The following is a 26,971-nucleotide window of genomic DNA, read 5'->3' on the forward strand; positions in this document are numbered from 1 at the left end:
GAAACCAATACTACCTATTATCATAACATATGCAGTAATTTTTGTGAACTAAATAACAATTAATAATTCACAAATAAGCGTTATTTTGTAAGCGGTTTCTAAATATTGGTATATCTATCGGCTAGTGTTTTGGCTTTCCCTTATTCTTACGGTGCTTTCTTTTTGCATGCTTTTCTTTGGCTAATCGATCTTGTCGTGATACCGTTGGTTGCGTATTAACTGCCTTCTTAACCGTCTTTTTTGACTGCGTATTTTGAGTTGGTTCGTCATTATTTTTTGTATCGTTAACTACTTTACGAGCCTTATCACTAACTGTATTTTTAGTTTTAGAACCCTTATGTGCTTTATCTGCTGATGAAGTTAATGCCTTCGTTTTATGCGATACGATCGTTTTAACACCAGTAACTGTTTTAATATCAACAGCAACTAATTTCTTTAAATCACGCTGGTCATGATCATTACCAAATGAAATCACTAACCCTGCTTTACCCATACGGCCAGTACGACCAGCACGATGTGTATATGTTTCACCATCACGTGGCAAATCAAAATTAATAACTGCTGGTAAATCAGGAATATCCAAACCACGAGCAGCCACATCAGTCGTTAATAAGAATTTTGCTGTCCCCTTACGAAAATTATCCAACGATTTAGCACGTGTTGTACTGGAATCACCACGTACCAAAGTTGCCATTGCCACATGTTCATGGGCTAAGAAACTAGCTGTAATTTTTAGTTGCTTTGTCGTATTAAAAAATACCATTGCTTGGAAATGTTTTTGCGTTGCTAACTGACGTAAACGCTTTTGGCGTTGATCACGTGCTGTTGGCCAAAATTCATGCTTAATTGCTGTTGGAATTTCTACATGTCGCTGATCAATGCGTAAGAAATCTCGTTCAAAAAGACCACTCGCTTTTGTCTTATCAACTTCTGTTGCCCCAAACAAAGCAACTTGTACGTCTTCGTCTGCAATTGTATCCCAGATTTGATCAATTTGATTTGCTGTATCATCACGTAGTAATTCATCAGCTTCATCAAGAATCACCGTTCGTAAACGCTTTAACTTTAGTTTACCGTTACCAATGAGTTCGCTAACACGACCTGGTGTCCCAACCAAAATTTCAGGATGCTTTTTTAATCGATCTAATTGATGTTTAACATTAGCACCACCCGTTAATGATAATACCTTTAGTGACAAAATATTTGCCCAGTCACGCACAACTCTTGTTGTTTGCATGGCTAACTCTTGTGATGGCGCTAAAATTAATAATTGTTCACCATCATTTGGTACTATTTCTGGCAATAATGGCCATGTAAAAGCTAGTGTCTTACCAGTCCCAGTTGGTGCTAAAGCATCAATTGATTGTCCTTCTGCTAAAGGCTTAGCAACTGCCTCTTGTATCGGTGTTAAAGTTGTAAATCCAACACTTGTTAAACGTTCTTCAAAACGGGAATCCATGTTTTCTCCTTAATATCTAACCAGTGCTACTTGTCTGCAGGAAATACAATACCTGCATCTTGTCGTAAGTCAAATAGTACTTGGTTAACAGTTTGACTTAGTGTCAATAATGTTTCGTATGCTTCCTTAGTTTCTGTTTTATTAGTCATCATATTAGCAAACAGCTCTGCTTCGGCAATCATTGGATTAACCGCAGGTGCTTGACTTAATTCATGGGCGACCTTATCTGCATCATAATAAGTAATATCTAATACTTCTGCAATATCACCAATCACTAATGTATCACGTAACCCTAAAATTTCTGAATTTAAATGACTGTTAGATCCTTTACCAAATTGTACTGTAACATCAAAATCTTGGTAACGTAAGATTGCTATCCCACGACCATCGGCACCATTGCGTAATGGCGTTGCAAAATAATGACTTGATTGCGGCTTTCCAAACAATTTAATTGTTGCGTAAATTGGATAGATTCCTAAATCAGTTAAAGCACCTGCACTAAATTGGCGACTCAAAACATTCGGTTCATCACCTGCTAAATATTCGTCAAAACGTGATGAATATTTTTCATAAACAAAAGTCGCCCCTGAAATTTTTGTCATTTTGGCAACTTGCTCTTCAATAATTTTAAAATTAGGTTGTTGAATATGACGTGCTGCTTCAAACAGGCGTACATTTTCATGTTCTGAAAGTAATTGCATAATTTGTGCATATTCACTCGGATTTGAAAATGCTGATTTTTCTACAATTACGTGAAGATCATGCATAATAGCTGTCTTAACTTGTTCAAAGTGAACACTGTTTGGTGATGCAATGTAAACAACATCAATACCACTATTATAAAAAGTTCCTAAGTCAGTATAAACAGCGTCAACATTAAAATCTTGACCAAATTTTTGACCAGTCGATTCGTGACGAGAATAAATAGCTGTTAATTCATATTGACCTGACTCATTAGCTGCTTCAACGAATTGCTTAGTAATCCAGTTTGTTCCAATGATTCCCAGTTTGTATGTCATAATACATCTCCTTTTAATCCGTTCTGTACGATTAGCCACTGTTTATTATACCATTTACAACAGTGAAAAAAGTTGCCTTAAACCATATAAACGATAAAACGCAACTATTTTTCATTATTTAAATAACGTTAATACCCAAACTATTCTTAAAATGCTCTAACGCCCATTCTTGGCCATGTTCAGTAAAAGTGGCTACCCCATCTTTTAAAACGGTTAATTGATAATTTAAATTGTATCCATAAATAGCTGTATGTAAAACACATATGTCCGTACATACTCCTACCAAGCATAAATCATTAATTTGTCGTTCTCGTAAAAAATTATCTAGGTTTGTATTCTGAAACGCCGAATACCGATTTTTGTCAAAACGATAGACTTTTTCATGATGTTGATTAGCTAGATACCACGATTGTAATTGTCCATAATATTGCTGGCCCCACGTCCCAATAATATTATGTGGCGGAAACATTTTGTACTCAGGATGATAAATATCGTTTTCAAAATGTGTGTCTGTTGGCAAAATAACATAATCGTCATTATCTAAAAATTTTTGTGCTTGTTCCACAATATATGATTCCAATGCTTGTCCTGATTTACCACAAGTTAGTGTTCCTTCATCAGCAACAAAATCGTTTGTATAATCAATAATTAGCAGTGCTTTTGTCATGTCTTGTCACCCCCATACATTGATTGTATCATGCTTTTAGGGAGAAAAATACTTTCGTTGTCACTACAAATAGCATTAAAATAGGCCGTCAAGCTGCCACCATTTGAAATGGTGGCAGCTTGACGGCCTTCAATATTTTAAAGATTAGTATCTACTACCATAACCAAGATAAAGTATGGTTATGGTAATTTTATCCTATCTCTAACCATACAATTAATCTTTACGCTCAAGTACAGTAACTGATTCAATATGTGTTGTTTGTGGGAATTGATCAACAGGTTGTACATCGCCCTTAATTGCATAACCATTTTCTTCAAATTGCACAATGTCACGTACTAATGTTGCTGGGTTACAACTAATGTAGACAATCTTCTTTGGTGCCATTTTTGCAGCAGCATCAATTAATTCAGGTGTTAATCCTTTACGTGGCGGATCAACGAAGATCACATCCGGTTGCAAACCATCTTGTTGCCAAGCAACCATCTTTTCTTCAGCCTTACCTAGCTCAAATTTAACATTATGCACATTGTTCAAATCTGCATTACGCTTAGCATCATCAATCGCAGCAGGGACAACTTCAACCCCTAGAACTGACTTAACCTTATCAGCAATCGTCAATGAAATTGTTCCAATACCCGAATAGGCATCAATAACGGTTTCATCACCAGTTAATTCAGCTTTATCAGCTGCTAACTTGTACAAAACTTCTGTTGTTTGTGGATTAACTTGATAGAATGAATTTGGACCAATAGCAAATGTCTTATCAAACAAAGTATCTTTGATGACCTTGTTTCCCCATAGGACGTGGTTAACATCCCCTAAAATAACATTTGTTTTATCTTGATTAACATTTTGAATAATTGACGTTACTTCAGGTAATGCATTCTTGATCTCTGGAATAATAATATTAGCACCTGGAATACGCTTTGAACGAGTTACCAAGACAACCATCATTTCGTGTGAATAGTAACCACGACGAACCATAATATTACGAATAACACCTTTATGATGAACCTCATCATAAGCAGCCACGTGGAACTTACGCAAGATATCACGAATAATCACAATAGCCTTATCAATTTCTGGATCTTGAATATAGAAATCTTCAATAGGCATCAAACGATGTGAGCCACGACGGAAAAATCCGGTCGTTAATTGACCCTTAATTTCACGTGCAGGAATTTGCGCCTTATTACGATAACCGGTTGGATTTTCCATACCAATTGTTGGTGCAACATTCACATCAACGTGTTGTTTACGGAATAATTCACTAATTTGTTGTTGTTTAAATTTTAATTGCGCATCATATTTCAAGTGTGCTAATGGTGCAATCCCTGTTGTTAGGGCTGCACTATTCACATCATTATTACGGTTTGGTGATGCTTCCAGTGTCTTAACAACACGTCCAAAAGCATAATTAGTTGTAACTTTAGTAATACCTACCCGAATTTTTTCTCCAGGTACTGCATTTGTTACGAAGATGGGAAAATCATCAACTTTAACCACACCATTACCTTGATATGTTAAGTCAATAACTTCAGCATCAAATTCTTGATTTTTAACCACTGGGGCTTTCTTCTTCATTACTTTCTCCTTCTTTGGCCTTTGCGACGACCAACAATCATTTTATTGTATCACAGGCGACTACAAACAAAAACACTTAACTACCAATTAATAGCCAAGTGTTTTTAAAACTACATTTTCTTTAATGCCGCAATCCGTTCTGACATTGGTGGATGGGTTGAAAATAAATTCGTTAGTTTTTTTGTTTGCAAGGGATTTGAAATATAAAGCGCTGCACTTTCAGGTGAAACATTTTCATCTGACATAGGTTCACTATTAGAAATCTTATTTAATGCCTGAATTAAACCTTGTGGATTTCGTGTTAATTCGACTGCACCAGCATCTGCTAAAAATTCACGATTTCTAGAAATCGCTAATTGCACCATCGTGGCTGCAATTGGTGCTAAGAATAACACCAAAATCGAAGCAACCATCGCCACAATATTGCCCTCTTTATCATTACTACGACGATTACCACCAAAATACCAAAAATGCGTTCCAAAATTGGCAAGCATGGCAATTGCTGATGTCATCGCCACAGCAATTGTTTGCAATCGAATATCATAATTACGCACGTGTGTCATTTCATGCGCCATAACCCCTTCTAATTCTTCACGAGTTAATGCTGATAAAATACCCGTTGTTGCTGCAACTGCAGCATGTTCTGGATCATTACCTGTCGCAAACGCATTAGGACTTGGATCATCAATAATAAATACTCGTGGCATTGGCACATTGGCAACTAAAGCCATATCTTCAACAATGTGCCATAAATCAGGCGCTTGATCTGAATTGGTAATTTCGTGTGCATGATTCATGCTCATCACAACATCGGTTGACTGACTAAACATATATCCGGCATAAACAACTCCCGTGATGAGTGCAATCACCACGCCAGGAATCCACGCACTTAACAAGTAATACCCTAACGCAGCACCAACAATTCCCATGAACAAAAAGAAACCAACAAATAGCACAATCGTTTTGCGCTTATTCTTTGCAATTTGTTCAAATAACATTGCTCATTACCTCGTTATAGTCCTTTGTCATCAAATGACACATTAACAACTTCACGTTCTTCAGCCGGTGTTTCTAAGAATTCACTTGGCTTAAAGTTGTGTAATTTAGCAATTAAATTTGTTGGGAAAGACTGTAACTTTGTATTGTAGTTTGCTGTAGTTGTATTAAATAATTGACGAGAATAAGCAATCTTATTTTCAGTGTTACTTAATTCTTCCATTAATTTATTATACTGATTAGATGCCTTCAAATCAGGATATGCTTCTGCTACTGCAAAAATTGACTTTAAAGTACTGGTCATTTGATCAGACAAAGCCATCGTCTTTTGGTGATCATCAGTTGGTACTTGTGTGATGGCATTACGTAAATTAACAACCTTTTCTAAAGTACTCTGTTCAAATTTAGCTGACCCTTTTACCGTTTCTACCAAATTAGGAATTAAATCATTACGGCGCTTCAACTGTACATCAATTTGACTCCATGATTCTTGTGTTCGCATACGTGCTTGCACAAGTCCATTGTAGATTCCCACCCACAACAGAATTAAAACTACTACTATACCGAAAATTATCCATCCAATCATCGTTTTCTCCTATCTTGATAAACTAGTTTCAAAACACTACTTTATTTAAATATATTGTACCATGTATAAAAAAGACTTGAAATTTTAAAATTTTTTATTCAAAAAAAGCCGGGCATTTCTGCCTCGACTTCTGCTATTATATTTACTTAACGTATTCTGCAAGAGATGCTTGAATAGCTGCTAATTTTTCGTCAGCAATTGTTTGCGTATCACCTTTAGTCCCAATATATAGCTTAATTTTTGGCTCAGTACCAGAAGGACGAACGGCTACCCATGAACCATCAGCTAGCCAATACTTCAACACATTAGCTTTAGGTAGCGTTAGTGTTGTTTCGATACCTGTTTGTGTATCCGTTTGTACTTGTTGTGTAAAATCAGCGACCTTAATAACCGTAATATCACCCAATGTGACTGGTTGTTCCGAACGGAATTTAGCCATTAAATCAGCAATCTTGTCAGCACCATCAATTCCCTTAAATGTTAACGATTGTGTGTTCTCAACAAAGTAACCATACTCATTAAATAAATCTTGTAAACCATCATACAATGTCTTACCTAGTGATTTATAATAAGCAGCAACTTCTGCCAATAAAACAGTTGCCTGAACCGAATCCTTATCGCGTGCAAACGACTTTACCAAGTAACCATATGACTCTTCAAAGCCAAACAAGAAAGTATGTTCCTGCGTGTCTTCATAAGATTGAATTTGTTCAGCAATATATTTAAAGCCAGTTAACACATTGATTGTTTCAATATTGAAGCTCTTAGCAATATCTGCCGCAAATTCTGAAGATACAATTGACTTTACCAATACCCCATTGGCTGGTAATGTTCCCGCTGACTTCTTAGCTGTTAGTAAGTAATTTAGTAGTAACGCACCAATTTGATTTCCTGTTAATAATTGGTAGTCACCTGAAGGCAAGCGCACTGCAGTTCCCATACGATCAGCATCTGGGTCAACCCCAATGACAACATCAGCTCCTTGTTCTTTAGCCAAGGCAATACCCATAGCTAAAGCAGCCGGATCTTCAGGATTTGGCAAAGCAACTGTTGGGAAATCACCATCTGGCTGTGCTTGTTCTGGAACAATTGTCACATTTTTAAATCCCGCATTTGCTAATGCTTGACCAGCAATTAAAGCACCCGTTCCATGTAATGGTGAATAGACTAATTTCATATCATGACCAACTTCATCAATCAGGTCTTGATTGACTGTCACATTTTTAATTTCAGCCAAATAAGCATCATCAATGTCTTTACCAATTGTCACTAGTAAGCCTGCTTCTGCCAACTCTTCCTGTGACTTAACAGGTACAGCAAACATATCTGCTTGGCGAATAGATGCCGTAATGATATCAGATTCTTTTGGTGGCATTTGACCACCATCTTCACCATAAATTTTGTAACCATTGTATTCTTTTGGATTATGAGATGCCGTAATCATGATACCTGCGTATGCATTAACGTGACGGACCGTAAATGATAATTCAGGTGTTGGTCGTAATGATTCAAAAACATAAGCCTTAATACCATGAGCGCCCAAGACTTTTGCTGATTCAATAGCAAATTCATGTGAAAAATGACGTGAATCATATGAAATTGCAACCCCACGTTGCTTCACATCATCATTCAAAGAATCCATCAATTTAGCAAGACCTTCAGTTGCTTGACGAACCGTATAAATATTCATACGGTTAATACCAGCCCCTAACAAGCCACGCATACCAGCAGTTCCAAATGATAATGGTTGATAAAAAGCATCCTCTGCTTGCGTATCATCATTAGCTAAAGCCATCATCTCAGTTTGCAAATATTCTGGCATATCTGTGTGTTCTGCCCATACTTGATAATTTTCTTGCCAAGTCATTTTAAATGTATCTCCTTTATTTGTTTCACATTCCCCAACATAGCTATGTTTAATTGTACCATAGGATGATTATATTTATTTATTGAACAAAAACGCTTCCCTCATTTTGTGATTATTTTTAGTTGTTCGCCACCAATAATCACTTCATCCACAATATTTAAAAATAACCCATGCTCAACAACCCCAATTGTTTGTTCTAAAAAATAAGCTAAACTTTTAGGATGATCAATTCGTTCTAAAGATAAATCAATAATATAATTATCTACATCCGTTGTTAATCGACTCCCCGCTGCAGTACGCCTAAATGATGGATGCAAATCAGCCTCTGCAAAGCGTTTTAAAAGCTGATGGCTACCATAAGGGACAACTTCAACTGGTAGCGGAAATTGACCAATTACATTATGATATTTAGACTCATCAATAATCCAAATGTTTTTATGTGCATTTAATGCAACAATTTTTTCAAATAATAATGCTGCCCCACCACCCTTGATGCCATTAAAATTTAAATCAACCTCATCAGCACCATCAATTGTTACATCAATATAGGGCACTTCATCTACTGACGACAATTTAATTCCCAAAGATTTTGCCAATGCTGAGGTCTTAGATGATGTTGTCACACCAACAATATTTAAACCTTCAGTATTAATTCGTTTAGCTAACATTTCAATAAAAAAGCGAACCGTTGAACCAGTACCTAACCCAACGACCATATTATCTTCAATTAAGGTAGCCGCATATTCCCCTGCTTGTTTTTTATATAACGTCTGTTTATTTAACATGTCTACGTTCTCCTAATTGTCCCCTGATGCCCTTATTTTAAAGCTAAATGATTTAAAAAGATACAAAATAAGAATAGCAATCTCCACATTTTAAATGGTAGATTAACATCCTTAATATGATTCCCCAAATTTTACTTTTCAAAAAAAAAATGATAGCTAATATCACTATTAGCTATCATTTGATTTAAAATTTTCTAAAACGTGCCCGACGTTGTGCAAGCAATTTTTCAGCCGGCATCTCTGCTAATTTAATGATTTCTTCATCTAATTTAGCCCGAATCAACGAGAACACACGAGCATGTGAACGACTTTCTGGAATGATATATTCAATGACCTGTTTACTTAACAAATCATTAGGTGTCAATCCCATTACTGCAGCCGCTTCATCATGACGCTTAGCATCTTTCCAAAGAATTGAAGCAAACCCTTCTGGTGAAAGAATTGAATACGTTGCATTTTGGAACATCCAAACTTGATCAGTTGTTGCCAATGCTAGTGCACCACCAGAACCACCTTCACCATAAATAATTGCAATCATTGGCACTGGTAACTTTAAGCTTTCAAGAATACTTTGGGCAATTGCATCCCCTTGACCTTGATCTTCAGCTGTTTTACCAGGAAAGGCCCCTGGCGTATTAACAAACGTAATGATTGGACGACCAAATTTAGCCGCCTGCTTCATCAAACGTGTTGCTTTACGATAGCCATAAGGTTCTGGTGACCCATTACGCTTAGCAAGCTTATCATTAATATCCGTTCCTTTATCAATTGCAATAACAGTAACTGGTCGTCCGTTTAAGTTAGCCAGCCCGCCAATGATACTTTCATCATCACCAGCATAGCGATCACCATGTAATTCAAAGAAATCGGTAAAAATACCATCAATAATTTCACGTGCCATAAACCGATCTTCACGTGAACGCTTGACAATTTGTACAGGGGTTAACTCACGTCTAAATAAATTTACCATGACTAACGACCTCCCTGTGGTTTATGAAATTTAACAAGTTGTGATAAAACGTGTGTTAAATCTTTACGTTGCACAACGGCATCAATAAACCCATTTTCTAATACTGTTTCAGCACGTTGAAAATCTTTTGGTACCTTCTCATGAATTGTTTGCTCAATAACTCGTTTACCTGCAAAGCCAACCAACGCATGCGGTTCTGCCAATGTCACATCTCCTTGCATTGCAAAAGATGCTGTCACACCACCAGTAGTTGGGTCAGTCAAAACGACAAAGTATGGTAAATTAGCTTCTTGATGCGCTGCAACAGCGGCTGAAACTTTTGCCATTTGCATTAATGAGTTAATACCCTCTTGCATACGAGCACCACCTGAAGCTGCAAATAGTACAACTGGCAATTTTTGCTTAGTAGCCGTTTCAAACAAACGTGTTATCTTTTCACCAGTAACGGTTCCTAAAGATCCCATCATAAAATAAGAATCCATAATGCCTAGTGCAACAGTTTGATCGTCTAACACTGCTTTTCCTGTCAAAACAGACTCTTTCAAATCAGTTTGTGCCTTAGCACGTGCTAATTTATCAGCATAACCTGGAAAATCAGGATCAGCCAATGTTAAATCAGCATCCCATTCTTTAAAATCATCAGTCATTAAGTTAACACGTTCATATGCTTGCAAACGGAACCCATAACCACAATTAGGACAAACACGTTCTTTTCCTAATTGCTTAGAATATAATTGTTCACCACAATAAGGACATGCTAAAAACAAACCATCAGGTATTTGTGCATCAACATGCGCATCTTTTTTGATTTTAGGTAGTTTGACATTCGCTTGATTAAATAAATCCATCTCTTGCCTCCTACTTGTCAGCTGTTAATGTCTTTTGCCATGCTGGTAAAAACTCTTGTTCTAGATATTGCGTTGTAAATAGGCCTTCAGCAACCCCTGCATCGTTTAGCAAAGCTTCTTGGAAATCAGCATTGGTGTTAATGCCATCAATAACCATTTCATTCAAAACACGCTTCATCTTAACGACGGCTTCCTCACGAGTTGCACCATGAACTAATAATTTTCCAATCATTGAATCATAGAACGGTTGCACGATATCACCTGAATAAACAGCTGAATCAATGCGAATACCTGGACCCCCGGTTGGCAAAAATACAAAGTTTAATTTACCGGCACTTGGCGCAAAGTTACGCTCAGGTTGCTCAGCATTTAAACGCACTTCAATCGCATGACCGTTAACCTTAATATCAGCTTGTTGCATCGCCAATGGTTCACCAGCTGCCACTTGAATTTGCATCTTAATTAAATCAACATCTGTTGCCATCTCTGTAACTGGGTGTTCAACTTGGATACGTGTATTCATTTCCATAAAGTAGAAATTACCATCGTGATCTTCCAAAAATTCAAGGGTTCCAGTATTTTCATAATCCAAAGCATCAACCGCACGCGTCGCAATGCCACCTAATTCATCACGCATAGCTTGGGTAACACCAACAGCTGGACTTTCTTCCATTACCTTTTGGTTATTACGTTGCAAGGAACAATTACGTTCTGGGAAATACAAGACTTGTCCTTGTTGATCACGAATGACTTGCATTTCAATATGACGCACATTTGTCATGACTTTTTCAACATACATGTGGCCATCACCAAAAGCTGCTTTGGCTTCATGTTGCGCATCATCAAATTTATCAGCTAATTCATCTTCAGCATAAACAAAGCGCATCCCTTTACCGCCACCACCAGCAGCAGCTTTTAGTAACAAAGGATATCCAATGCGTTCGGCAATTTTTTGAGCTTCACCAGCATTATGAATAAACCCTTCAGAACCAGGGATAACTGGTACACCAGCCGCACGCATAGACTCACGCGCGTTCGCTTTGTTACCCATTAACTCCAAAACTTTCGGACTTGGACCAATCCATTTAATACCGACTGCTCCAACCATCTCGGCAAAAGCTTCATTTTCTGATAAGAAACCATAACCCGGATGGATTGCTTCGGCACCAGTCAAAAGCGCTGCACTTAAAATATTTTTCATATTTAAGTAACTGTCTTTTGATCTAGGACCACCTACAGCAATTGCTTCATCAGCTAGTCGCACATGTAGGCTATCCGCATCAGCTGAAGAGTAAATAGCAACAGACTTGATGCCCATTTCTTTCAGCGTTCGAATAATACGAACCGCGATTTCACCACGATTTGCCACTAAAACTTTTTTGAACATATTAATCTCCAACTATAAACGTTAAGTCGGCTGTCGTAACACGTTTGCCATTGACATAAGCCGTTCCTTTACCTTCGCCAATTGGGCCACGCAAACGTGTAATTTTCACTTCCAAACGTACTTGATCGCCAGGCCGAACCATCTTACGAAAACGTGCTTTCTTAATACCACCAAAATAGGCAGTTTTCCCTTTATATTCAGGCATTGAAAGTAAAGCCACGGCACCAGTTTGTGCTAAAGCCTCAATTGTTAAATTACCAGGGAATGTTGGGTCACCAGGGAAATGTCCTTGAAAAATTTCTTCATTAATAGAAACATTTTTGATAGCGACTGCACTTTCACCGGGAACTAATTCCTCTACAGTATCCAACATTAACATTGGGTAACGATGAGGTAAAATTTCTTGAATTTGTTGTGTATTTAATACTGACATTTCAAGGTCTCCTTATGCATCAGGCTGGATACGGAACAAAGCATGTCCATAATCCACGACATCTTCTTCTTCAACCAAGATTTCCTTAATTGTTCCTGCCACTTCACTTTTAACCGGCGTCATTAACTTCATTGCCTCAATAATTGCAACTTGTTCACCGATATTAACGTGATCCCCAACTTCCTTAAACGCAGCAGCATCTGGCTTAGGCTTTAAGTAAACCGTTCCAACCAATGCGGCTTCAATCAAAACACTGTTATCAGTCCCTAAATCGGCTGTTCCTTCAGTTGATTTTGATTCTGCCACAACTGCTGGTTGTGGTGCAACAGTTGGTTGCATGGTTCCCACAACTGGTTGTGACATTTCATTCTTACTTAAATGCAAATTAAAATCTTCAGCTTGTAGTGAAAATTCACGTAATGAACTATTCTCTAAATCTTGCATCAAAGTACGAATTTCATCTAATTGCAAACCCATTACTTTTCGCTCCACTTCTTAAAAATAACAACTGCATTATGACCACCAAAGCCATAGTTAGCTGACAGTACATACTTTGGTGCAACATACTTGTTTTCGTCATTAACAAGTGTCACACCCATCGTTTCTGGGTCTTGTTCAGTTAAGCCAACGTTAACTGGTAACTGTTCACGAACAATGGCACCAATAGCAGCAATTGCTTCAATCGCACCAGCTGCTCCTAGTAAATGACCAGTCATTCCCTTAGTTGATGAAACCAAAACGCCGTTTTTACCAAAAACTAATTCCATTGCTTTTGATTCGGCAGCATCATTAGCACCAGTAGCAGTTCCATGAGCATTAACATAATCAATATCACTTGCTTGAATACCAGCATCTGCTAATGCCAATTTAACTGAGCCGGCAGGTCCAGATCCATCAGGTGTAGGACTTGTTAAATGATAAGCGTCAGAATTTGAACCATAACCAACTACTTCAGCAATAATTTGTGCACCGCGTGCTTGGGCATGCTCCAATGATTCTAAAATAAGAACCCCTGAACCTTCACCCATAACGAAACCATGACGGTTAACATCAAATGGTGTTGACGCCTTTAATGGATCTGGTTCGTTTGAAAGTGCTGTTAGCGCAGCGAATCCTGAAATTCCCATTTCATTAACAGAAGCTTCAGCACCACCAGTAATCATCACGTCCATCTTACCTGATTGAATTCGCCAAAAAGCTTCACCAATCGCATTAGTAGCACTTGCGCAGGCAGTTGAAACGGTATAATTAATTCCTTGTGCATTGTAACGCATTGAAACATTACCTGAAACCATATTTGGAATAGCATTAGGTACGAACATTGGACTAACACGTTTTGGTCCTTTGTCATGCATCTTAATAACTTGTTGTTCAATGGTTGTTAAACCACCAATTCCTGTTCCCATAATCACACCGAAACGGGCAGGATCATCAACACCATCTGCTAATCCAGCTTGTTCAAGCGCCTCACCAGCAGCATGAACAGCATATTGTGAAAACAAATCCATTTTACGTGATTCACGCTTACCAACACGGGCAGATGGATCAAAATCTTTCACTTCACCAGCTACAGTAATCCCCGTTTCAGTTGCATCGAATTTTGTAATTGGTGCAATACCAACTTCACTGTTAAAAATACCATTCCAAAAATCTTCAGTACTATTTCCAACAGGGGTAACAGCCCCTAAACCTGTAATAACAACTCGAGTCATCTTGTTCTCCTTTATTTGTTAGCATCGCCATACGTATGAAAAAAGTAAGTAAAAATATAAAATAAGTGCAAAACATACGTATAAGTCGCTTTAAATATATAAACCACCATCAACCGTAATTGTTTGGCCGGTGATGTAATCGTTTTGAGCCAAGAAAACAGCTGTATTTGCAATTTCAGTTGCTTCACCAAAACGTTTCAATGGCACTGCCTCCAACACTTGATTTTTCACTTTATCAGATAAAGCATCAGTCATGTCAGAAACAATCATCCCTGGTGCAATCGCATTAACACGAATACCACGCATTGCACCTTCCTTAGCCAATGTTTTTGTTAATCCAATAATACCAGCCTTTGAAGCAGCGTAATTAACTTGACCAACATTTCCCATTAAGCCAACAACAGACGCAATATTAATAATTTGACCAGTTCGTGCACGAAGCATCTTTTTGAATACTGGTTGCGTTACATTAAACGTACCATTTAAATTCGTATTAACAACTTGTGCAAAATCGGCTGGTTTCATTCCCATGGCTAATTTATCATTAACAATTCCTGCATTATTAACTAAAATATCAATGTTTTTAATTTCAGCAAATAACCCATCCAATGCTTTTTGAACGCTGGCATCATCTGCAATATCTGCTGTAATTGCCATTGTATTATCGCTAAATTCAGCTAAAACTTCAGCCTTTGGCGCTGAGCGTCCATGCAAAATAACATTTGCACCAGCTGCATCAAAAGCATGCGCAATTGCCAAACCAATACCACGAGTAGAACCCGTTACTAATACTGTTTTTCCTTCGAGATTCATTACTGCGTCTCCTATTCTGTTGCTGCTAGCATTTCGCGTACTTCCTGATACGTTTTAAAGTCAGTTACTTTGTAACGCTTAACATCCTTACCAACAATTTTTCGAGCAAATTTATATAATGTATCGCTTGGTCCAAATTCAATCAAAGTATCAATACCGTCATCCACCATCGCTTGCAATGCTTGTGCAAAATAAGTTGGTGAAACAATTTGTTCTAATAAAGTTTCTTTAACGTCTGTAAACTTTTGACCTGTTGTATTTGAATAAACATCAAATGCCATTGGTGCAAATTGTTCATCTGCCAAGCGTTCCGTCAACTGCTTAGCAGCTGGATCCATCAATGGTGTATGAAACGGTCCAGAGACTGGTAATTCAACCATCCGCGCAACACCTGCTTCAGTCAAAGCTTGCATCGCTTGATTGACATCATCTGCAACACCACCAATAACTAATTGATTAAAAGTGTTGTAGTTAGCTGGGTAGACTTTTTTACCAGCTGCTTGCAAAGTTTTGATTGTATCAACCACAAGGTCTTGATCATCAGTCATAACGGCAACCATTTTACCTGGATTTTCTTCACCAGCTGTTTGCATATATGCACCACGATCTTTAATAATTGCCATTGCTTGGTCAAAGTCTAAAACATTTGCTGCTACTAACGCACTATACTCACCCAAACTTAGGCCAAGTGTTGCCTGAGGTGTTGGCATAACATCAGCTAGTGACCGATAAATTGCCGTACTCATTGCTAGGATAGCTGGCTGTGTATACTGTGTTTGCTTAACATTTTCCTCATCATTAACAATGGTAGACATAATGTCATAACCCAACACCTTGCTGGCTTCATCAATGGTTTCTTTATAAACAGGTACTTGCTCGTATAAATCAGCACCCATGCCAACCTTTTGAGCTCCTTGCCCGCTCATTAAAATTCCAAGTTTCATATGTCCTCCAAAAAAGTTAATTCAAAAGGTCTTCTGCTTGTGACCAAGTGTCTTCTAAGATATCAGCAACTGGTTTTAATTCAGTAATTAAACCTGATATTTGCCCAGCCATAAAGGCACCTGTTGTCTTATCACCATCAACAACGGCACGACGTAATGATCCATTCTCTAGATCTTCAATCGCATCATCATCTGGTTTAGGCTTTTGAATTTCAATACGTTCTTGTTTAACAAAGTTTTTTGACATCTTTGTCTTCAAGACACGTGCACGATTACCCATGATTTCACCAGTAATCAACGTATCAATATCCTTCGCCTTAACAACAGCGTTTTTAAAGTTATCGTGAACTTCTGATTCTTCAGATGCCAAAAAACGTGTCCCCATTTGGACACCTGAAGCACCTAGCATAAAGGCAGCAGCAACACCACGACCATCACCAATACCACCAGCAGCAATAACCGGAATATCTACTGCATCAACTACTTGGGGTACTAAGGTCATCGTTGTTAGACTACCAATATGTCCACCAGATTCCATACCTTCTGCTACAACAGCATCAACACCTTTTTTCTCCATCATTTTGGCTAAACCAACTGATGGAATAACTGGAATAACAAAAATGTCATGACTGTGTAACTCTTCAATAAATGGCGATGGATCACCAGCACCAGTTGCAACGACCTTAACACCTTCTTCGATAATGACATCAAATACTTCACGAATGTGTCGTGATAATAGCATGACATTAACCCCGAAAGGCTTATCCGTTACTTCTCGTGCACGGTGGATTTCTTCACGAACTTTATCAGCTTTCCAATATCCTGTACCGATAATGCCTAATCCACCAGCTTCTGAAACGGATCCAGCCAAGTGACCCGTACCAGCCCAAGCCATTCCACCTTGAATAATTGGATACTTCATGCCCAACTTCTCAAAAAGTGGGTTTTTTAGCTCAAAGCTCATAATATCGTCCCTTCTAACTAACAGTGTTGCTTATGCGTTTACTTGTTCTGCTACCTTGTTAACCAAGTCTTGAACAGTTTGAACTTCTTCTGCAACAGCTAGCTTAATATCAAATTCATCTTCAACACGGTTCAAAACTTCAAACAAGTCTAATGAATCAGCATCAATATCTTCGCTCATGTTAGTTGTTAGTTTAACTTCGTCTTCTTCCAAATCAAATTGGTCAACCAAGATTTCGCTTACTTTGTTAAAAATTTCTGTTTCAGTCATGTTATTTTCCTCTTTTTCTGTTATTAATTCGTTTTATTATAAATTATAGTTGGATGATTAATGCACCAGCAGTTAAACCACCACCGAAGCCAGCGAGAGCGATTTTTTGTCCATCATGAACGACGCCTTCAATACGTAATTCATCTAACAAAATACCGATGCTTGCTGCACTGGTGTTACCATAGTTCGCAACATTAATCGGAAACTTTTCGATTGGTTGCCCAAATCGTTTTGCAATACTAGCAATAATGCGAGCATTTGCTTGATGTAATAAATACACATCAATGCTATCAGCTGTTAAATTGGCTTTGTCTAAGGCCTCAGATAGAACTACTGGTACTTGGCGTGTCGCAAAGTTATAGACCTCACGTCCATTCATATGGAAGTAAGGATCTGCTTGTGATAACTCACCAGTAAAATAATTACTATTGCGTTGATGACCGGCTGTTAAAAATTCTGATTGCTCACCATATGTCTTTAACGATTCGGCCAACAGCCCAACTTGAGCTGACGTTTTTTCTAACAAAACACCGGCCGCCCCATCACCAAATAACACTGCTGTTGATCGATCCTGCCAATCAACTAACTTACTAAGCACCTCAGCACCAATCACTAGACCACGGTGATACTTAGTGGCTAACAAAGCACTCGCCATACTGATTGTATAAACAAAACCAGAACATGCGGCAGATAAATCCCAAGCAAAAGCATTATTTGCTCTGATATTTCCCTGTACTTGTTGCGCAACACTTGGTGTCAAATTATCTGGTGACATGGTACCGACAATAATAAAATCAAGTTGGTCCGCCGTTATACCCGATTTTGCTAATAATTTATTTGCAACACTGGTTGCTAAATCACTTGTATTTTCATCGTTAACAACATGTCGTTGATGAATTCCTGTCCGCGGATAAATCCAATCATCAGATGTATCCATAAACGTTGCTAATTCATCATTTGTTACGACTCGCTGCGGTACTACGTGGGCAGACTCAACAATTGTAAATTGTTCCATATCGTCCTCAATTAAAACTGTATTAGCTCATGAAGATATTCTTGTAAGTCTTCGATAGCTTCTTCGACTACCGGTGCCTTACTTTTTTCTAATGAATCAAACAACGAATGTGTCATGCCACGATGAAACGCCTCATGAGCTCGAAATACGGTACGACCTTTATGCGTCAACCCAATTCGAACCACGCGACGATCCTTTGTATCACGATTACGAACGACATAACCTTTTTTTTCAAGTTTATCAATCACGCTCGTCATGGCACTTGGTGTCAAATGCATCATTTGTGCTAATTGAGAAGCTGTGCGTGTGTCATACATAGTAATCGCTGCAATCGTGTGCATATCTTTAATAGAAATATCTTTAAATCGTGATTTACGCAGAGAAGCTTCCTCAATCCACATCACATTATTAAATACATCTACTAATGTCTCATTCATTTTTTCAAAAGAACGCTCTTCATGTGCACTCATACTTATTTCTCCGCGCTATTAGCTGTTTTTTCTTCAGGTGAAACGACAAACATAAGTTCAGCACTTGTAGCCAACTGATCATCAACCGTTGCCTTTACTTTTACCGTTCCCATATTTTCACGTAAGTTACCAAACTCAACATGTAACTTTAAAACATCACCTGGTCGAACCATATGTTTAAATTTAGCATTGTCAATTCCCGTCATATAAGCTGTTTTACCAACAAATTGTGGAGATGACAAAATTAAAATTGAAGCGGCTTGTGCCAATGATTCAATAATCAAAACACCTGGCATTACAGGATTCCCTGGAAAATGTCCTTGGAAAAACTGTTCATTGATCGTAACATTCTTAGTTGCAACCAATGACTCACCAGGAGTCATTTCATCCACATAATCCATATATAAAATAGGATAGCGATTAGGAATTAAATCCATGATTTCTGTCGTAGATAGAACTGCCACAGTTATTCTCCTTCCAAAATTTATTTCGAACATCGAAATATTCGATATTCAAATCTTATTTCTTTTTAGCTAAAATGTCAACTTATTAGACACCCTTATGTTTTTTATTCAATAAATATGCGTAATATTAGCTATTTTGTAAGTTATTTACTTGTTCTGAATTTAGACAGTTGAATAAAAAAATAGCAGATTACCAAGGGCTTGGTAATCTGCTATTTTAAAATTTTCTATTACTTATCAAACTTAGACTTCAAATTGTCAATTGCATCTTCAGTCTTGTCCTTCAAGTCTTCAGCAGCATCTTCAACTTTATCCTTAGCGTCACCAAAGGCACCGCGCGCCTTACCAGCTAAGCCTTGTGCCTTACCCTTAGTCTCAAGCTCTTCATTATCTGTTGCAGCACCAGCAACTTCTTTAACCTTACCTGAAGTTTCGTCTACTTTACCTTTTAAGTCATCTTCAATTGCCATAGTTAAATTTCCCCCTATCAATAGTAGCTTTATGATAACTAATATTAATTAATATTGCAAACAATACGCATCATTTTATTATTTAATATAAAATTTTAATTAAACTGATATTTTTAAAGTTTTTTTAATAAATACTTGAACTAAAAATCATCTAATAAAATCAAATACAACATCATTCAATTCACCAGGTGATTCAATATGTGGCATATGACCAACCCCTTTAAACTCATAAGTCATCCCCTCATTTTGCTTTGTTAAGGATACACAACGTGCACCATGCGCCGATGACCACATAGGTGATTGCTCCCCTGTTAAAAATAACTGTGGTTTATCGATGTTCATTAAAACATCACACCAGTTCTGTGATAAATGATCAACTAACAATGGTAAATTACGCTCAAAGTTAAACGGATGTAATTGATTAGTCTTCTCAATTTGTTGTCTAATCATTGCATTCACCGGCTTTTTGGTCATTTGTATTTCAGTCACTCCCTGTACCTTAAATGGTAGATTTTGCCAGTCCAAATCCAAAGCACCAAATGGCCAATAATCTGTATTTAATGCTTTAGGGGACTGATCAACTGTAATAATATGTGAAACGAGCCGATTTCCCCACAAAGATAAGTAGGCCCAAATAACACTTGCTCCCATAGAATGACCAACTAAAACAATATTTTCCAAATGTAAATAGTCAATTAAATTGGCGAGATCTTGTCCTAATCGAGCAATTCTTAATCCTTTAATGGTCTGACTTGATGAACCATGGTTTCGATGATCTAAAGTAATGACACGATAACCAACCTTCTCAAAAAACACTTTTTGTGCATACCATTCCTCTTTAACACCAGAATAACCTGCTAAAAATATAATGGGTTGGCCTTCACCACCAGTATCCGTATACGCTAAAGAAATACCGTCACTTGTCCTAAATTTCATTATAAAATGCCCTCTAACAGCGCACAGTAAATTGTTAAAATCAGTAGATCAGCTGAGCCACCTAAACTTAAATTTTTTTCAATAAATAAATTATCTAGTTGTTCTAAATATAGCCTACCACCTTCTGTTTGGCTGCCCCCTAATGAAAAGAAAAAATCAACTTTCTCTTTAACCCATGGTAAAACATTTACATTTCCTGCCCGTTTAATTAAATTAGAGTCTTGAGAACTTTTAACAATCAACATTAATGTATTTAATAACCGTTGATTGCGCGTCCCATTACTACGCCGTAGGTAAGGCAAAGCAACCTTAATAACCGTCGGGTAACCGGCAGCTGCTTCCTCTCTAATGCCACCTTTACCGTACTGTAAAAATTGCTTTTCACCCGCCGTTAACTTTTTTTTAGCTGATAAATCGGCAAAATCATTTTTTAATAGATGCGTTAACATTTTTTCCACGACCATCATTAATTTTGTTGTGTCATACGGTATTTTTTGCCGTTCTAAAACACCGGTAGCAGCTACTAAAATCCCCAAAGAAAATATAGCGCCTTTATGTGTATTCACATTATTGGTCGCTGCAAACATCTCTTGCTCTGCCGTTATTCCCAAAGGACGTATTTGCTCAAATAACTCCGACAAATCACGCTTATCAAAATTAATTGCTTGCTGGTACACAGCTTCAAAATATGGGCGCAATGTAATAGCACTATCAATGAAAGTAAATACATCCATATCATCATGGGCGCCAACACTGGCAGGGTCTACTAATCCTGGTTTAGGCGTAACAGAAACTTCATACAATAATGCTTGTAAGGCAGCATTCACAACTTGTTGATTATACATATTCATAAACCTCAAAATATTGATTAGCTAACGAATTAATTGCCGCTTTCATGGCCCCAATATCATGCTTTTGTGACCGTGCACATACCTTAGCTGGTTGATGACAAATAAAACACTGCCGTGATTTAAATCCTAACGCCGTTCGCGAAAGCTGTTTGTGCTTGTTGTTGCCGCTCATGACATCAACATCAAACAAACGCCCCACCACAAAGTCAAGCTCAAACTGAATGGCTTGTCGTTTAATTGTGTTAATGTCATTATCTACAATGATGAAACCTTCTGGACCAGTTATACGATCCACATATAACATGTCAATGATACCTTTTTCACCTATATAATCTGTTATTAATTTTTGCCAACCTGCTTTGAATAAACGAAAAATAGCCTGATTATTTTTCACTTCACCAGGTATATTTAATTTGACTGACATAATGACTTTATTAGTATATTTAGTCATTAATTTTATCTGTTGGTCAGCACGCCATTCTTTGTTATTTAAGACATCTACTAACGTCACTGACGTTCCCTCATTAAAAATATCAATCATGTCGCTGCCCTCCAAATAATATATGTATGGATAAGTTGTATAATCACAACTTATCCTGATTAGAAAGTTACCTCGTAAAATAATAATTATTAATCTTTAACTTCTTTAACAACATCAATTAATGAACCATCACGATATTCAATCATGGCAACAGTTCGATCAGTAAATTCTAATGCCTTAGGCTTACCAACAATCTTTTCAGCCATTTGTTGCATTTGTTCAATTGTATAAACCGGCACACCTGGAATATGACTTAGTGCATCAATCAAATCTTGACGCTTTGGATTAATTGCAATGCCAACCTCTGTTACTAATACATCAATTGAGTCACCTGGTGTGACCACGGTTGTTACGTCTGGTACAACGGTTGCAATACGACCACGGACCAATGGTGCCGAAATAATCGTTAACTTCGCTTTAGCTGCATCCTGGTGTCCACCAATTGCACCACGAATAACACCATCTGAACCTGACATAACATTAACGTTAAACTTGGTGTCAATCTCTAAAGCTGACAAAATCACAACGTCAAGTTTATCTACCATAGCACCTTTGTTTGCAGGATCTGCATACCAAGAAGCATCAATTTCTTGTTGCTGCTTGTTTAAGTGCATTGACGATGCTGCACCTTTATCAAAGTCCTGTACATCCATGACACGGTCAACAAGGCCTTCTTCAAGTAAGTCAATGGTTGGCTTAGTAATACCACCCAAAGCAAATGATGCCTTAATTTGATTATCAATCATTGATTGACGTAAGAAACGCGTAACAGCTAGGGCTGCCCCACCTGATCCTGTTTGGAATGAAAAACCATTCTTAAAGTAATCAGAATGTGTAATAACTTGGTTAACGGTCTTAGCAATCTTTAGTTCTTTAGGATCCTTTGTAAAACGAGTTGCCCCCGAACCAATCTTATCTGCATTACCAACGGCATCAATCTTAACGACATAGTCAACCTGTGTTTGCTTAATTGAAGCTGGTGTATTTGGATATTGCTTTAGATTATCAGTGATTAAAACAACTTTATCGGCATATTGCGCATCCATCAATGCATATCCTAATGAACCAAAAGCTGTTTCACCATCCATACCATTAGCATTACCCATTTCATCAGCATTTGGAACCCCTAAAAAGGCCACATCAATCTTGATTTCACCAGACTCAATAGCTCGCGCACGATTACCATGTGAACGGAAAATGACCGGATTCTGTAGTGCCCCGTGTGAGACAGCATCCCCAAGTGATCCACGCATACCAGATGAAGTAATATTAGTTACAACACCCTTCTCAATTGCTTCAACCACAATATCATTCATAACATTAGTTAGTGAAGATGGTGCTAATGTTAAATTTTGATAACCTGCATCAATAATAATTCGCATGACTTTGTTAAAAACATAGTCACCTTCTCTAAAATGGTGATGGAATGAAATAGTCATGCCATCCTGAACCGTTTGTTTTACAACTTCTGCAAGCGAACTAACAACTTTACTTTCATTAGCTGTTGCGTGCACTTTTGGTGCAACACGTTGAATTTCAGGATTACCAAAATTGGTCGTCTTAAAAGGCTTATAATTCAAGTCACTCATTAATGTATCTGGTAACTCACGGTTTACACTATTCTTCAATGTTATTTCCCTCCTCATCTACAAGATGTGCTGCTTTAGCCAGGCGCATCACACGTTCTGCACGTAATACAACTGGTCGATCAACCATTTGACCATTCATTGAAATAACACCAGAACCCTTAGCATGTGCTTGGGCAATTGCAGCAACAACGTTCTGTGCATTTTCAATTTCTTGCTTAGTTGGTTGATAGACCTTATTAACCATCTCAATTTGCCGAGGGTTAACTAATGACTTACCATCAAAACCAAGTTGGTGAATTAATTTAGTTTCACGATAGAAGCCTTCTTCATCATCCATATTTGTAAAGACGGTATCAAAGGCTGCAATGCCGGCTGCACGAGCGGCATGAAGAATCATGTTACGAGCGAATAATAATTCTTGGCCATCAGCGTAACGGTGTGTCTTCATATCAGTTGTATAATCCTCTGCTGATAACGCAATACCAATCATTCGCTTTGAAGATTTAGCAATTTCGTAAGCATTTAAAACACCTTCAGCTGATTCAATAGCAGCCATAATATTAGTTGAACCCACTTCATGGCCGAACTCTTTTTCAGCATCAGCAATCAAAGCTTCAAGTTGCAGCATCATATCAGCAGATTCAACCTTTGGTAATCGAATAACATCAACACCAGCTTTAACCATAATTTTAATATCAGTTTCATAGTAAGGCGTGTCAAGCCCATTAATACGGACAACAAGTTCAGCATCACCATAATCAACCGTTTGTAGTGCCTCATAAACTAAATAACGGGCTGCATCTTTTTCACTCATTGATACGGCATCTTCCAAATCAAACATGATTGAATCAGCGCCATATATACCTGCATCTTTGACCATTGCTGGATTATTACCTGGTACGAACATCATCGTACGACGCAAACGTTCTGCTTGTTGTGCCATTAGAGTACCTCCCACTTTGGTTGATCAACAATGTCTAGTGCTCGTTGGACAGCTGCAATCGTACGCGCCTTGATAACCATATCAAGAGCCCCTTTGTCAACGATCTTAACATCTGCATTCTTAACATCATATTGACGTAGTACGTCTGTTACAGTTTGACGAATTTGATCACCAAATTGCTTTTCTACATCTGATTCAACTTCAAATTGAATACCTGAAGTTCCTTTTGAAATCATAATTTGCACATCAGATGACTCTAATGTTCCGGCAATTGCCGTCTTATTAATTTCCATGAATTTTTTGTCCTTTCTTAATACGATCCTGTAATACGGCCATATTTTCTTTGATAAAGTCCATCGTCGTTTTCGGTAACATATTAGCAATCAACTTTACTTGATTAGTTGCAATTGCTTGTCTAACAGTTGTTGCGGAAATCACCTGTCCAGTGCTACTTTCCTTTCGTGGCACAACAGATACCGCTATATTATCAGTAAGTTCACGTTGTAAAGTTTGATTATAAATATTGGTTGTATGCGATAATGGCTCACTCCCAAGATAACGACGTGTAATATTTAATTCAGGTGCAATCTTTTCTTTAAATAAACGAGCATCTAAAGTTGTTTGATATGCAATCACATCATCGGCCGATTGCATAAAGTAAGCTGGGAATGTGGTATAACTAACCATATAATCGCCACCATTAACAATGGTGACATTTGATAGATCAGCAACACCAGCTGAAACTAGTTTGACACGTTCTGTTGTGGTAAACAGAGAAGCATCTTGACTAACGACAAAAACATACACTGAATCATTCTCTTTAGCGGCCTTTTCAATCAAATAGCGATGCCCTAAAGTAAATGGATTAGCATTCATAACAATTGCTGCAATTTTCTTATCGTAAGAACTTACAACATGCGGTATATCGGATAAGTAGTCATTAATATTGGGTCGTCCGCTCTCTAACAATACCCCTTTCGTTGTACCGGCTAATTTTTCAAATCCAACATGTTCAAAACTTGTCACATATTTCGGCTTTGTAAAAACAAAAATATGATAAATGCCACGTTGCATCAATCGATTGATTAATTCAGTCAAAATAGTATTGAATCTCGAACCATTTGTGACACCTTTTTGGCATACTGCAACATATTTAATAACTTGCCCAGCAATTGATCCAGTAGCGACTAATGTTTCGCCATCATATATGCCAATCGTTTCATCAATTTTTGCAACTTCATTTTCACTGAAATCTGTTATGCCACAATCGGTTAAAAATGCCTGCCATTTTTTCTTAATAAGTGGATTTGTTAAATATAGATCTTGAACCTGCATTGACTACACCTCCTCAACCATTCATTTTATAAGAATGTTTGTAACATCATAATAATTGGTACCACAATAATGAATAATACGGAAGTTGATACAACGACATTAGTTGCAAACTTGACATCCCCATGATATTCATTTGCCATAATTGGTAGCACTGCCAAAGTTGGGGTAGCTGATTGAATAATCAATGTTTGTTGGAAAACAGGATTTAATTGAACACCAAACAAGTGGACACCTAACAAAATTAAAACAACCATAATGATAGGTGACAAAATAAAGCGACCACCTAAAGTTAAAAGAACATGACTATCAAACTTCATATTCTTCAAACCAAAGTTACTCAACATAATACCAATATAAATTAAAGATAATGGGGTCACTAAACTACCCAATTCTGGTACAAAAGTTTGACTCAAAAAGGTTAATGATTCATATGCATGCTTTAATGGTGCTATATAAACAAATGGTAAAGATGCAATAAATCCATATAGTGGTACAGGTAACAAATGTGATAAATCAAATTTTACTTTCTGTCCATTTTCACCAGTTGTTGGATCATCTTGTGCAATTACCCAAACACCAAGTGTCCAAACAATGATTGTATTGATAATATAATAAACCAGTAAATATGGAATTGAAGTTTGTCCAAATAATGCAGTATTTAGTGGCATACCAATAAATACTGTATTAGCACCATTAATTGCTTGTATCATCAAGCCTCGACGGCCACGTGGTACCTTCAATATCTTCACAACATATGATGTTATCAAATACCCAATCAAAATCGCTAAGATAACATAAATTAGCCCGGCTGCTAACTTCGATAGTTGGGAAGAGTTAAAACGTTCCAGCATGGAGTTAAAAATCGAAACTGGCAATGCAATTTTCATAATCAATTTTGATAATGAATTTGAAAAGCCCTCTGAAAAATAGCCTTTACTCTGAGCAAAATATCCAACGGCCATTAGCAAAATAATTGCTAGAACCGATTGGATCGCATTCCAAAACACGTCCATATCGTCACACTTTCTATTTTAACTTCCTATTTAAATATAA

Annotated in this window: 30 protein-coding genes; all 30 read right to left on the reverse strand. The window is 37.5% G+C overall.

The window, feature by feature from the left end; genetic code table 11:
• Nucleotides 1–121: 121 nt before the first annotated feature.
• Nucleotides 122–1,459 carry a DEAD/DEAH box helicase gene (locus tag FFM55_RS06075; RefSeq protein WP_137600704.1) on the reverse strand — a complete coding sequence of 446 codons (1,338 nt, stop codon included), beginning with the start codon at nucleotides 1,457–1,459 and terminating at the stop codon, nucleotides 122–124.
• A gap of 26 nt (nucleotides 1,460–1,485) precedes the next feature.
• Nucleotides 1,486–2,478 carry a Gfo/Idh/MocA family protein gene (locus FFM55_RS06080; RefSeq protein WP_042492801.1) on the reverse strand — a complete coding sequence of 331 codons (993 nt, stop codon included), beginning with the start codon at nucleotides 2,476–2,478 and terminating at the stop codon, nucleotides 1,486–1,488.
• A gap of 118 nt (nucleotides 2,479–2,596) precedes the next feature.
• On the reverse strand, nucleotides 2,597–3,145 hold the full coding sequence (locus tag FFM55_RS06085) for a cysteine hydrolase family protein (RefSeq protein WP_042492799.1): 549 nt from the start codon (nucleotides 3,143–3,145) through the stop codon (nucleotides 2,597–2,599).
• Nucleotides 3,146–3,358: 213 nt separating this feature from the next.
• Nucleotides 3,359–4,729 (reverse strand): 23S rRNA (uracil(1939)-C(5))-methyltransferase RlmD, encoded by a 1,371-nt coding sequence (rlmD, locus tag FFM55_RS06090; RefSeq protein ID WP_042492798.1) that lies wholly within the window; start codon nucleotides 4,727–4,729, stop codon nucleotides 3,359–3,361.
• A gap of 110 nt (nucleotides 4,730–4,839) precedes the next feature.
• On the reverse strand, nucleotides 4,840–5,727 hold the full coding sequence (htpX, locus tag FFM55_RS06095; RefSeq protein WP_042492797.1) for a zinc metalloprotease HtpX: 888 nt from the start codon (nucleotides 5,725–5,727) through the stop codon (nucleotides 4,840–4,842).
• Nucleotides 5,728–5,741: 14 nt separating this feature from the next.
• The gene (locus FFM55_RS06100) at nucleotides 5,742–6,311 is read right to left on the reverse strand and encodes a LemA family protein (protein ID WP_042492795.1); all 570 of its coding nucleotides are present in this window, start codon (nucleotides 6,309–6,311) and stop codon (nucleotides 5,742–5,744) included.
• Between the two features lie 142 nt (nucleotides 6,312–6,453).
• The gene (locus FFM55_RS06105) at nucleotides 6,454–8,178 is read right to left on the reverse strand and encodes a phospho-sugar mutase (protein WP_042492794.1); all 1,725 of its coding nucleotides are present in this window, start codon (nucleotides 8,176–8,178) and stop codon (nucleotides 6,454–6,456) included.
• A 101-nt stretch (nucleotides 8,179–8,279) separates the two neighbouring features.
• Entirely contained in the window at nucleotides 8,280–8,963 is a 684-nt protein-coding gene (gene rpiA, locus FFM55_RS06110; protein WP_042492793.1) for a ribose-5-phosphate isomerase RpiA, read from the reverse strand.
• A gap of 184 nt (nucleotides 8,964–9,147) precedes the next feature.
• A complete protein-coding gene (accA, locus tag FFM55_RS10055; protein WP_042492791.1) occupies nucleotides 9,148–9,933 on the reverse strand; it encodes an acetyl-CoA carboxylase carboxyltransferase subunit alpha in 786 nt (261 codons plus the stop codon).
• Nucleotides 9,934–9,935: 2 nt separating this feature from the next.
• Nucleotides 9,936–10,781, reverse strand: a complete 846-nt coding sequence (gene accD / locus FFM55_RS10060; protein ID WP_042492790.1) for an acetyl-CoA carboxylase, carboxyltransferase subunit beta — start codon at nucleotides 10,779–10,781, stop codon at nucleotides 9,936–9,938.
• A gap of 10 nt (nucleotides 10,782–10,791) precedes the next feature.
• Nucleotides 10,792–12,168, reverse strand: a complete 1,377-nt coding sequence (locus tag FFM55_RS06125; protein WP_137600705.1) for an acetyl-CoA carboxylase biotin carboxylase subunit — start codon at nucleotides 12,166–12,168, stop codon at nucleotides 10,792–10,794.
• Nucleotide 12,169: 1 nt separating this feature from the next.
• On the reverse strand, nucleotides 12,170–12,601 hold the full coding sequence (gene fabZ / locus FFM55_RS06130) for a 3-hydroxyacyl-ACP dehydratase FabZ (RefSeq protein ID WP_042492788.1): 432 nt from the start codon (nucleotides 12,599–12,601) through the stop codon (nucleotides 12,170–12,172).
• A gap of 12 nt (nucleotides 12,602–12,613) precedes the next feature.
• The gene (locus FFM55_RS06135) at nucleotides 12,614–13,078 is read right to left on the reverse strand and encodes an acetyl-CoA carboxylase biotin carboxyl carrier protein (protein WP_042492787.1); all 465 of its coding nucleotides are present in this window, start codon (nucleotides 13,076–13,078) and stop codon (nucleotides 12,614–12,616) included.
• Nucleotides 13,078–14,313, reverse strand: a complete 1,236-nt coding sequence (fabF, locus tag FFM55_RS06140) for a beta-ketoacyl-ACP synthase II (RefSeq protein WP_042492786.1) — start codon at nucleotides 14,311–14,313, stop codon at nucleotides 13,078–13,080. The genes FFM55_RS06135 and fabF overlap by 1 nt, the downstream gene beginning before the upstream one ends.
• A 90-nt stretch (nucleotides 14,314–14,403) precedes the next feature.
• Nucleotides 14,404–15,126: a 3-oxoacyl-ACP reductase family protein gene (locus tag FFM55_RS06145; protein WP_042492785.1), complete on the reverse strand. Its 723-nt coding sequence runs from the start codon at nucleotides 15,124–15,126 to the stop codon at nucleotides 14,404–14,406.
• Nucleotides 15,127–15,137: 11 nt separating this feature from the next.
• Nucleotides 15,138–16,070 (reverse strand): ACP S-malonyltransferase, encoded by a 933-nt coding sequence (locus FFM55_RS06150; protein WP_042492784.1) that lies wholly within the window; start codon nucleotides 16,068–16,070, stop codon nucleotides 15,138–15,140.
• 16 nt (nucleotides 16,071–16,086) lie between these two features.
• A complete protein-coding gene (locus tag FFM55_RS06155) occupies nucleotides 16,087–17,034 on the reverse strand; it encodes a DUF561 domain-containing protein (protein ID WP_042492783.1) in 948 nt (315 codons plus the stop codon).
• A gap of 30 nt (nucleotides 17,035–17,064) precedes the next feature.
• Nucleotides 17,065–17,304, reverse strand: a complete 240-nt coding sequence (locus FFM55_RS06160) for an acyl carrier protein (protein ID WP_042492782.1) — start codon at nucleotides 17,302–17,304, stop codon at nucleotides 17,065–17,067.
• A 43-nt stretch (nucleotides 17,305–17,347) separates the two neighbouring features.
• Nucleotides 17,348–18,319: a beta-ketoacyl-ACP synthase III gene (locus FFM55_RS06165; RefSeq protein ID WP_042492781.1), complete on the reverse strand. Its 972-nt coding sequence runs from the start codon at nucleotides 18,317–18,319 to the stop codon at nucleotides 17,348–17,350.
• A gap of 11 nt (nucleotides 18,320–18,330) precedes the next feature.
• Entirely contained in the window at nucleotides 18,331–18,789 is a 459-nt protein-coding gene (locus FFM55_RS06170) for a MarR family winged helix-turn-helix transcriptional regulator (RefSeq protein WP_042492780.1), read from the reverse strand.
• A 2-nt stretch (nucleotides 18,790–18,791) separates the two neighbouring features.
• On the reverse strand, nucleotides 18,792–19,253 hold the full coding sequence (gene fabZ / locus FFM55_RS06175; RefSeq protein WP_042492779.1) for a 3-hydroxyacyl-ACP dehydratase FabZ: 462 nt from the start codon (nucleotides 19,251–19,253) through the stop codon (nucleotides 18,792–18,794).
• A 230-nt stretch (nucleotides 19,254–19,483) separates the two neighbouring features.
• The gene (locus tag FFM55_RS06180) at nucleotides 19,484–19,723 is read right to left on the reverse strand and encodes a CsbD family protein (protein WP_042492778.1); all 240 of its coding nucleotides are present in this window, start codon (nucleotides 19,721–19,723) and stop codon (nucleotides 19,484–19,486) included.
• Nucleotides 19,724–19,870: 147 nt separating this feature from the next.
• Nucleotides 19,871–20,659 carry an alpha/beta fold hydrolase gene (locus tag FFM55_RS06185; RefSeq protein ID WP_042492776.1) on the reverse strand — a complete coding sequence of 263 codons (789 nt, stop codon included), beginning with the start codon at nucleotides 20,657–20,659 and terminating at the stop codon, nucleotides 19,871–19,873.
• On the reverse strand, nucleotides 20,659–21,504 hold the full coding sequence (citG, locus tag FFM55_RS06190) for a triphosphoribosyl-dephospho-CoA synthase CitG (protein WP_042492775.1): 846 nt from the start codon (nucleotides 21,502–21,504) through the stop codon (nucleotides 20,659–20,661). Before citG ends, FFM55_RS06185 begins: the two co-directional genes overlap by 1 nt.
• Nucleotides 21,497–22,051, reverse strand: a complete 555-nt coding sequence (gene citX / locus FFM55_RS06195) for a citrate lyase holo-[acyl-carrier protein] synthase (RefSeq protein WP_042492774.1) — start codon at nucleotides 22,049–22,051, stop codon at nucleotides 21,497–21,499. The genes citG and citX overlap by 8 nt, the downstream gene beginning before the upstream one ends.
• Before the next feature lie 89 nt (nucleotides 22,052–22,140).
• Nucleotides 22,141–23,679: a citrate lyase subunit alpha gene (gene citF / locus FFM55_RS06200; RefSeq protein ID WP_042492772.1), complete on the reverse strand. Its 1,539-nt coding sequence runs from the start codon at nucleotides 23,677–23,679 to the stop codon at nucleotides 22,141–22,143.
• Nucleotides 23,669–24,583 carry a citrate (pro-3S)-lyase subunit beta gene (gene citE, locus FFM55_RS06205; RefSeq protein ID WP_137600706.1) on the reverse strand — a complete coding sequence of 305 codons (915 nt, stop codon included), beginning with the start codon at nucleotides 24,581–24,583 and terminating at the stop codon, nucleotides 23,669–23,671. The genes citF and citE overlap by 11 nt, the downstream gene beginning before the upstream one ends.
• Nucleotides 24,583–24,876, reverse strand: coding sequence for a citrate lyase acyl carrier protein (gene citD, locus FFM55_RS06210; protein ID WP_042492770.1), 294 nt, complete (start codon nucleotides 24,874–24,876; stop codon nucleotides 24,583–24,585). The genes citE and citD overlap by 1 nt, the downstream gene beginning before the upstream one ends.
• On the reverse strand, nucleotides 24,866–25,918 hold the full coding sequence (gene citC, locus FFM55_RS06215; protein WP_042492769.1) for a [citrate (pro-3S)-lyase] ligase: 1,053 nt from the start codon (nucleotides 25,916–25,918) through the stop codon (nucleotides 24,866–24,868). Before citC ends, citD begins: the two co-directional genes overlap by 11 nt.
• A gap of 26 nt (nucleotides 25,919–25,944) precedes the next feature.
• Complete coding sequence (locus FFM55_RS06220; protein WP_042492767.1) at nucleotides 25,945–26,931, reverse strand: AEC family transporter; 987 nt, start codon at nucleotides 26,929–26,931, stop codon at nucleotides 25,945–25,947.
• Nucleotides 26,932–26,971: the final 40 nt, after the last annotated feature.

Origin of the sequence: Weissella sagaensis, assembly GCF_005405285.1 — a bacterium.
Lineage (GTDB): Bacteria > Bacillota > Bacilli > Lactobacillales > Lactobacillaceae > Weissella > Weissella sagaensis.

What these genes read in the sequence shown, in the direction of transcription:
- FFM55_RS06075 (WP_137600704.1), bottom strand. Translation starts at nt 1,459, where the DNA reads ATGGATTCCCGTTTTGAAGAACGTTTAACAAGTGTTGGATTTACAACT.
- FFM55_RS06080 (WP_042492801.1), bottom strand. Translation starts at nt 2,478, where the DNA reads ATGACATACAAACTGGGAATCATTGGAACAAACTGGATTACTAAGCAA.
- FFM55_RS06085 (WP_042492799.1), bottom strand. Translation starts at nt 3,145, where the DNA reads ATGACAAAAGCACTGCTAATTATTGATTATACAAACGATTTTGTTGCT.
- rlmD (WP_042492798.1), bottom strand. Translation starts at nt 4,729, where the DNA reads ATGAAGAAGAAAGCCCCAGTGGTTAAAAATCAAGAATTTGATGCTGAA.
- htpX (WP_042492797.1), bottom strand. Translation starts at nt 5,727, where the DNA reads ATGTTATTTGAACAAATTGCAAAGAATAAGCGCAAAACGATTGTGCTA.
- FFM55_RS06100 (WP_042492795.1), bottom strand. Translation starts at nt 6,311, where the DNA reads ATGATTGGATGGATAATTTTCGGTATAGTAGTAGTTTTAATTCTGTTG.
- FFM55_RS06105 (WP_042492794.1), bottom strand. Translation starts at nt 8,178, where the DNA reads ATGACTTGGCAAGAAAATTATCAAGTATGGGCAGAACACACAGATATG.
- rpiA (WP_042492793.1), bottom strand. Translation starts at nt 8,963, where the DNA reads ATGTTAAATAAACAGACGTTATATAAAAAACAAGCAGGGGAATATGCG.
- accA (WP_042492791.1), bottom strand. Translation starts at nt 9,933, where the DNA reads ATGGTAAATTTATTTAGACGTGAGTTAACCCCTGTACAAATTGTCAAG.
- accD (WP_042492790.1), bottom strand. Translation starts at nt 10,781, where the DNA reads ATGGATTTATTTAATCAAGCGAATGTCAAACTACCTAAAATCAAAAAA.
- FFM55_RS06125 (WP_137600705.1), bottom strand. Translation starts at nt 12,168, where the DNA reads ATGTTCAAAAAAGTTTTAGTGGCAAATCGTGGTGAAATCGCGGTTCGT.
- fabZ (WP_042492788.1), bottom strand. Translation starts at nt 12,601, where the DNA reads ATGTCAGTATTAAATACACAACAAATTCAAGAAATTTTACCTCATCGT.
- FFM55_RS06135 (WP_042492787.1), bottom strand. Translation starts at nt 13,078, where the DNA reads ATGGGTTTGCAATTAGATGAAATTCGTACTTTGATGCAAGATTTAGAG.
- fabF (WP_042492786.1), bottom strand. Translation starts at nt 14,313, where the DNA reads ATGACTCGAGTTGTTATTACAGGTTTAGGGGCTGTTACCCCTGTTGGA.
- FFM55_RS06145 (WP_042492785.1), bottom strand. Translation starts at nt 15,126, where the DNA reads ATGAATCTCGAAGGAAAAACAGTATTAGTAACGGGTTCTACTCGTGGT.
- FFM55_RS06150 (WP_042492784.1), bottom strand. Translation starts at nt 16,070, where the DNA reads ATGAAACTTGGAATTTTAATGAGCGGGCAAGGAGCTCAAAAGGTTGGC.
- FFM55_RS06155 (WP_042492783.1), bottom strand. Translation starts at nt 17,034, where the DNA reads ATGAGCTTTGAGCTAAAAAACCCACTTTTTGAGAAGTTGGGCATGAAG.
- FFM55_RS06160 (WP_042492782.1), bottom strand. Translation starts at nt 17,304, where the DNA reads ATGACTGAAACAGAAATTTTTAACAAAGTAAGCGAAATCTTGGTTGAC.
- FFM55_RS06165 (WP_042492781.1), bottom strand. Translation starts at nt 18,319, where the DNA reads ATGGAACAATTTACAATTGTTGAGTCTGCCCACGTAGTACCGCAGCGA.
- FFM55_RS06170 (WP_042492780.1), bottom strand. Translation starts at nt 18,789, where the DNA reads ATGAGTGCACATGAAGAGCGTTCTTTTGAAAAAATGAATGAGACATTA.
- FFM55_RS06180 (WP_042492778.1), bottom strand. Translation starts at nt 19,723, where the DNA reads ATGGCAATTGAAGATGACTTAAAAGGTAAAGTAGACGAAACTTCAGGT.
- FFM55_RS06185 (WP_042492776.1), bottom strand. Translation starts at nt 20,659, where the DNA reads ATGAAATTTAGGACAAGTGACGGTATTTCTTTAGCGTATACGGATACT.
- citG (WP_042492775.1), bottom strand. Translation starts at nt 21,504, where the DNA reads ATGTATAATCAACAAGTTGTGAATGCTGCCTTACAAGCATTATTGTAT.
- citX (WP_042492774.1), bottom strand. Translation starts at nt 22,051, where the DNA reads ATGATTGATATTTTTAATGAGGGAACGTCAGTGACGTTAGTAGATGTC.
- citE (WP_137600706.1), bottom strand. Translation starts at nt 24,583, where the DNA reads ATGGCACAACAAGCAGAACGTTTGCGTCGTACGATGATGTTCGTACCA.
- citD (WP_042492770.1), bottom strand. Translation starts at nt 24,876, where the DNA reads ATGGAAATTAATAAGACGGCAATTGCCGGAACATTAGAGTCATCTGAT.
- citC (WP_042492769.1), bottom strand. Translation starts at nt 25,918, where the DNA reads ATGCAGGTTCAAGATCTATATTTAACAAATCCACTTATTAAGAAAAAA.
- FFM55_RS06220 (WP_042492767.1), bottom strand. Translation starts at nt 26,931, where the DNA reads ATGGACGTGTTTTGGAATGCGATCCAATCGGTTCTAGCAATTATTTTG.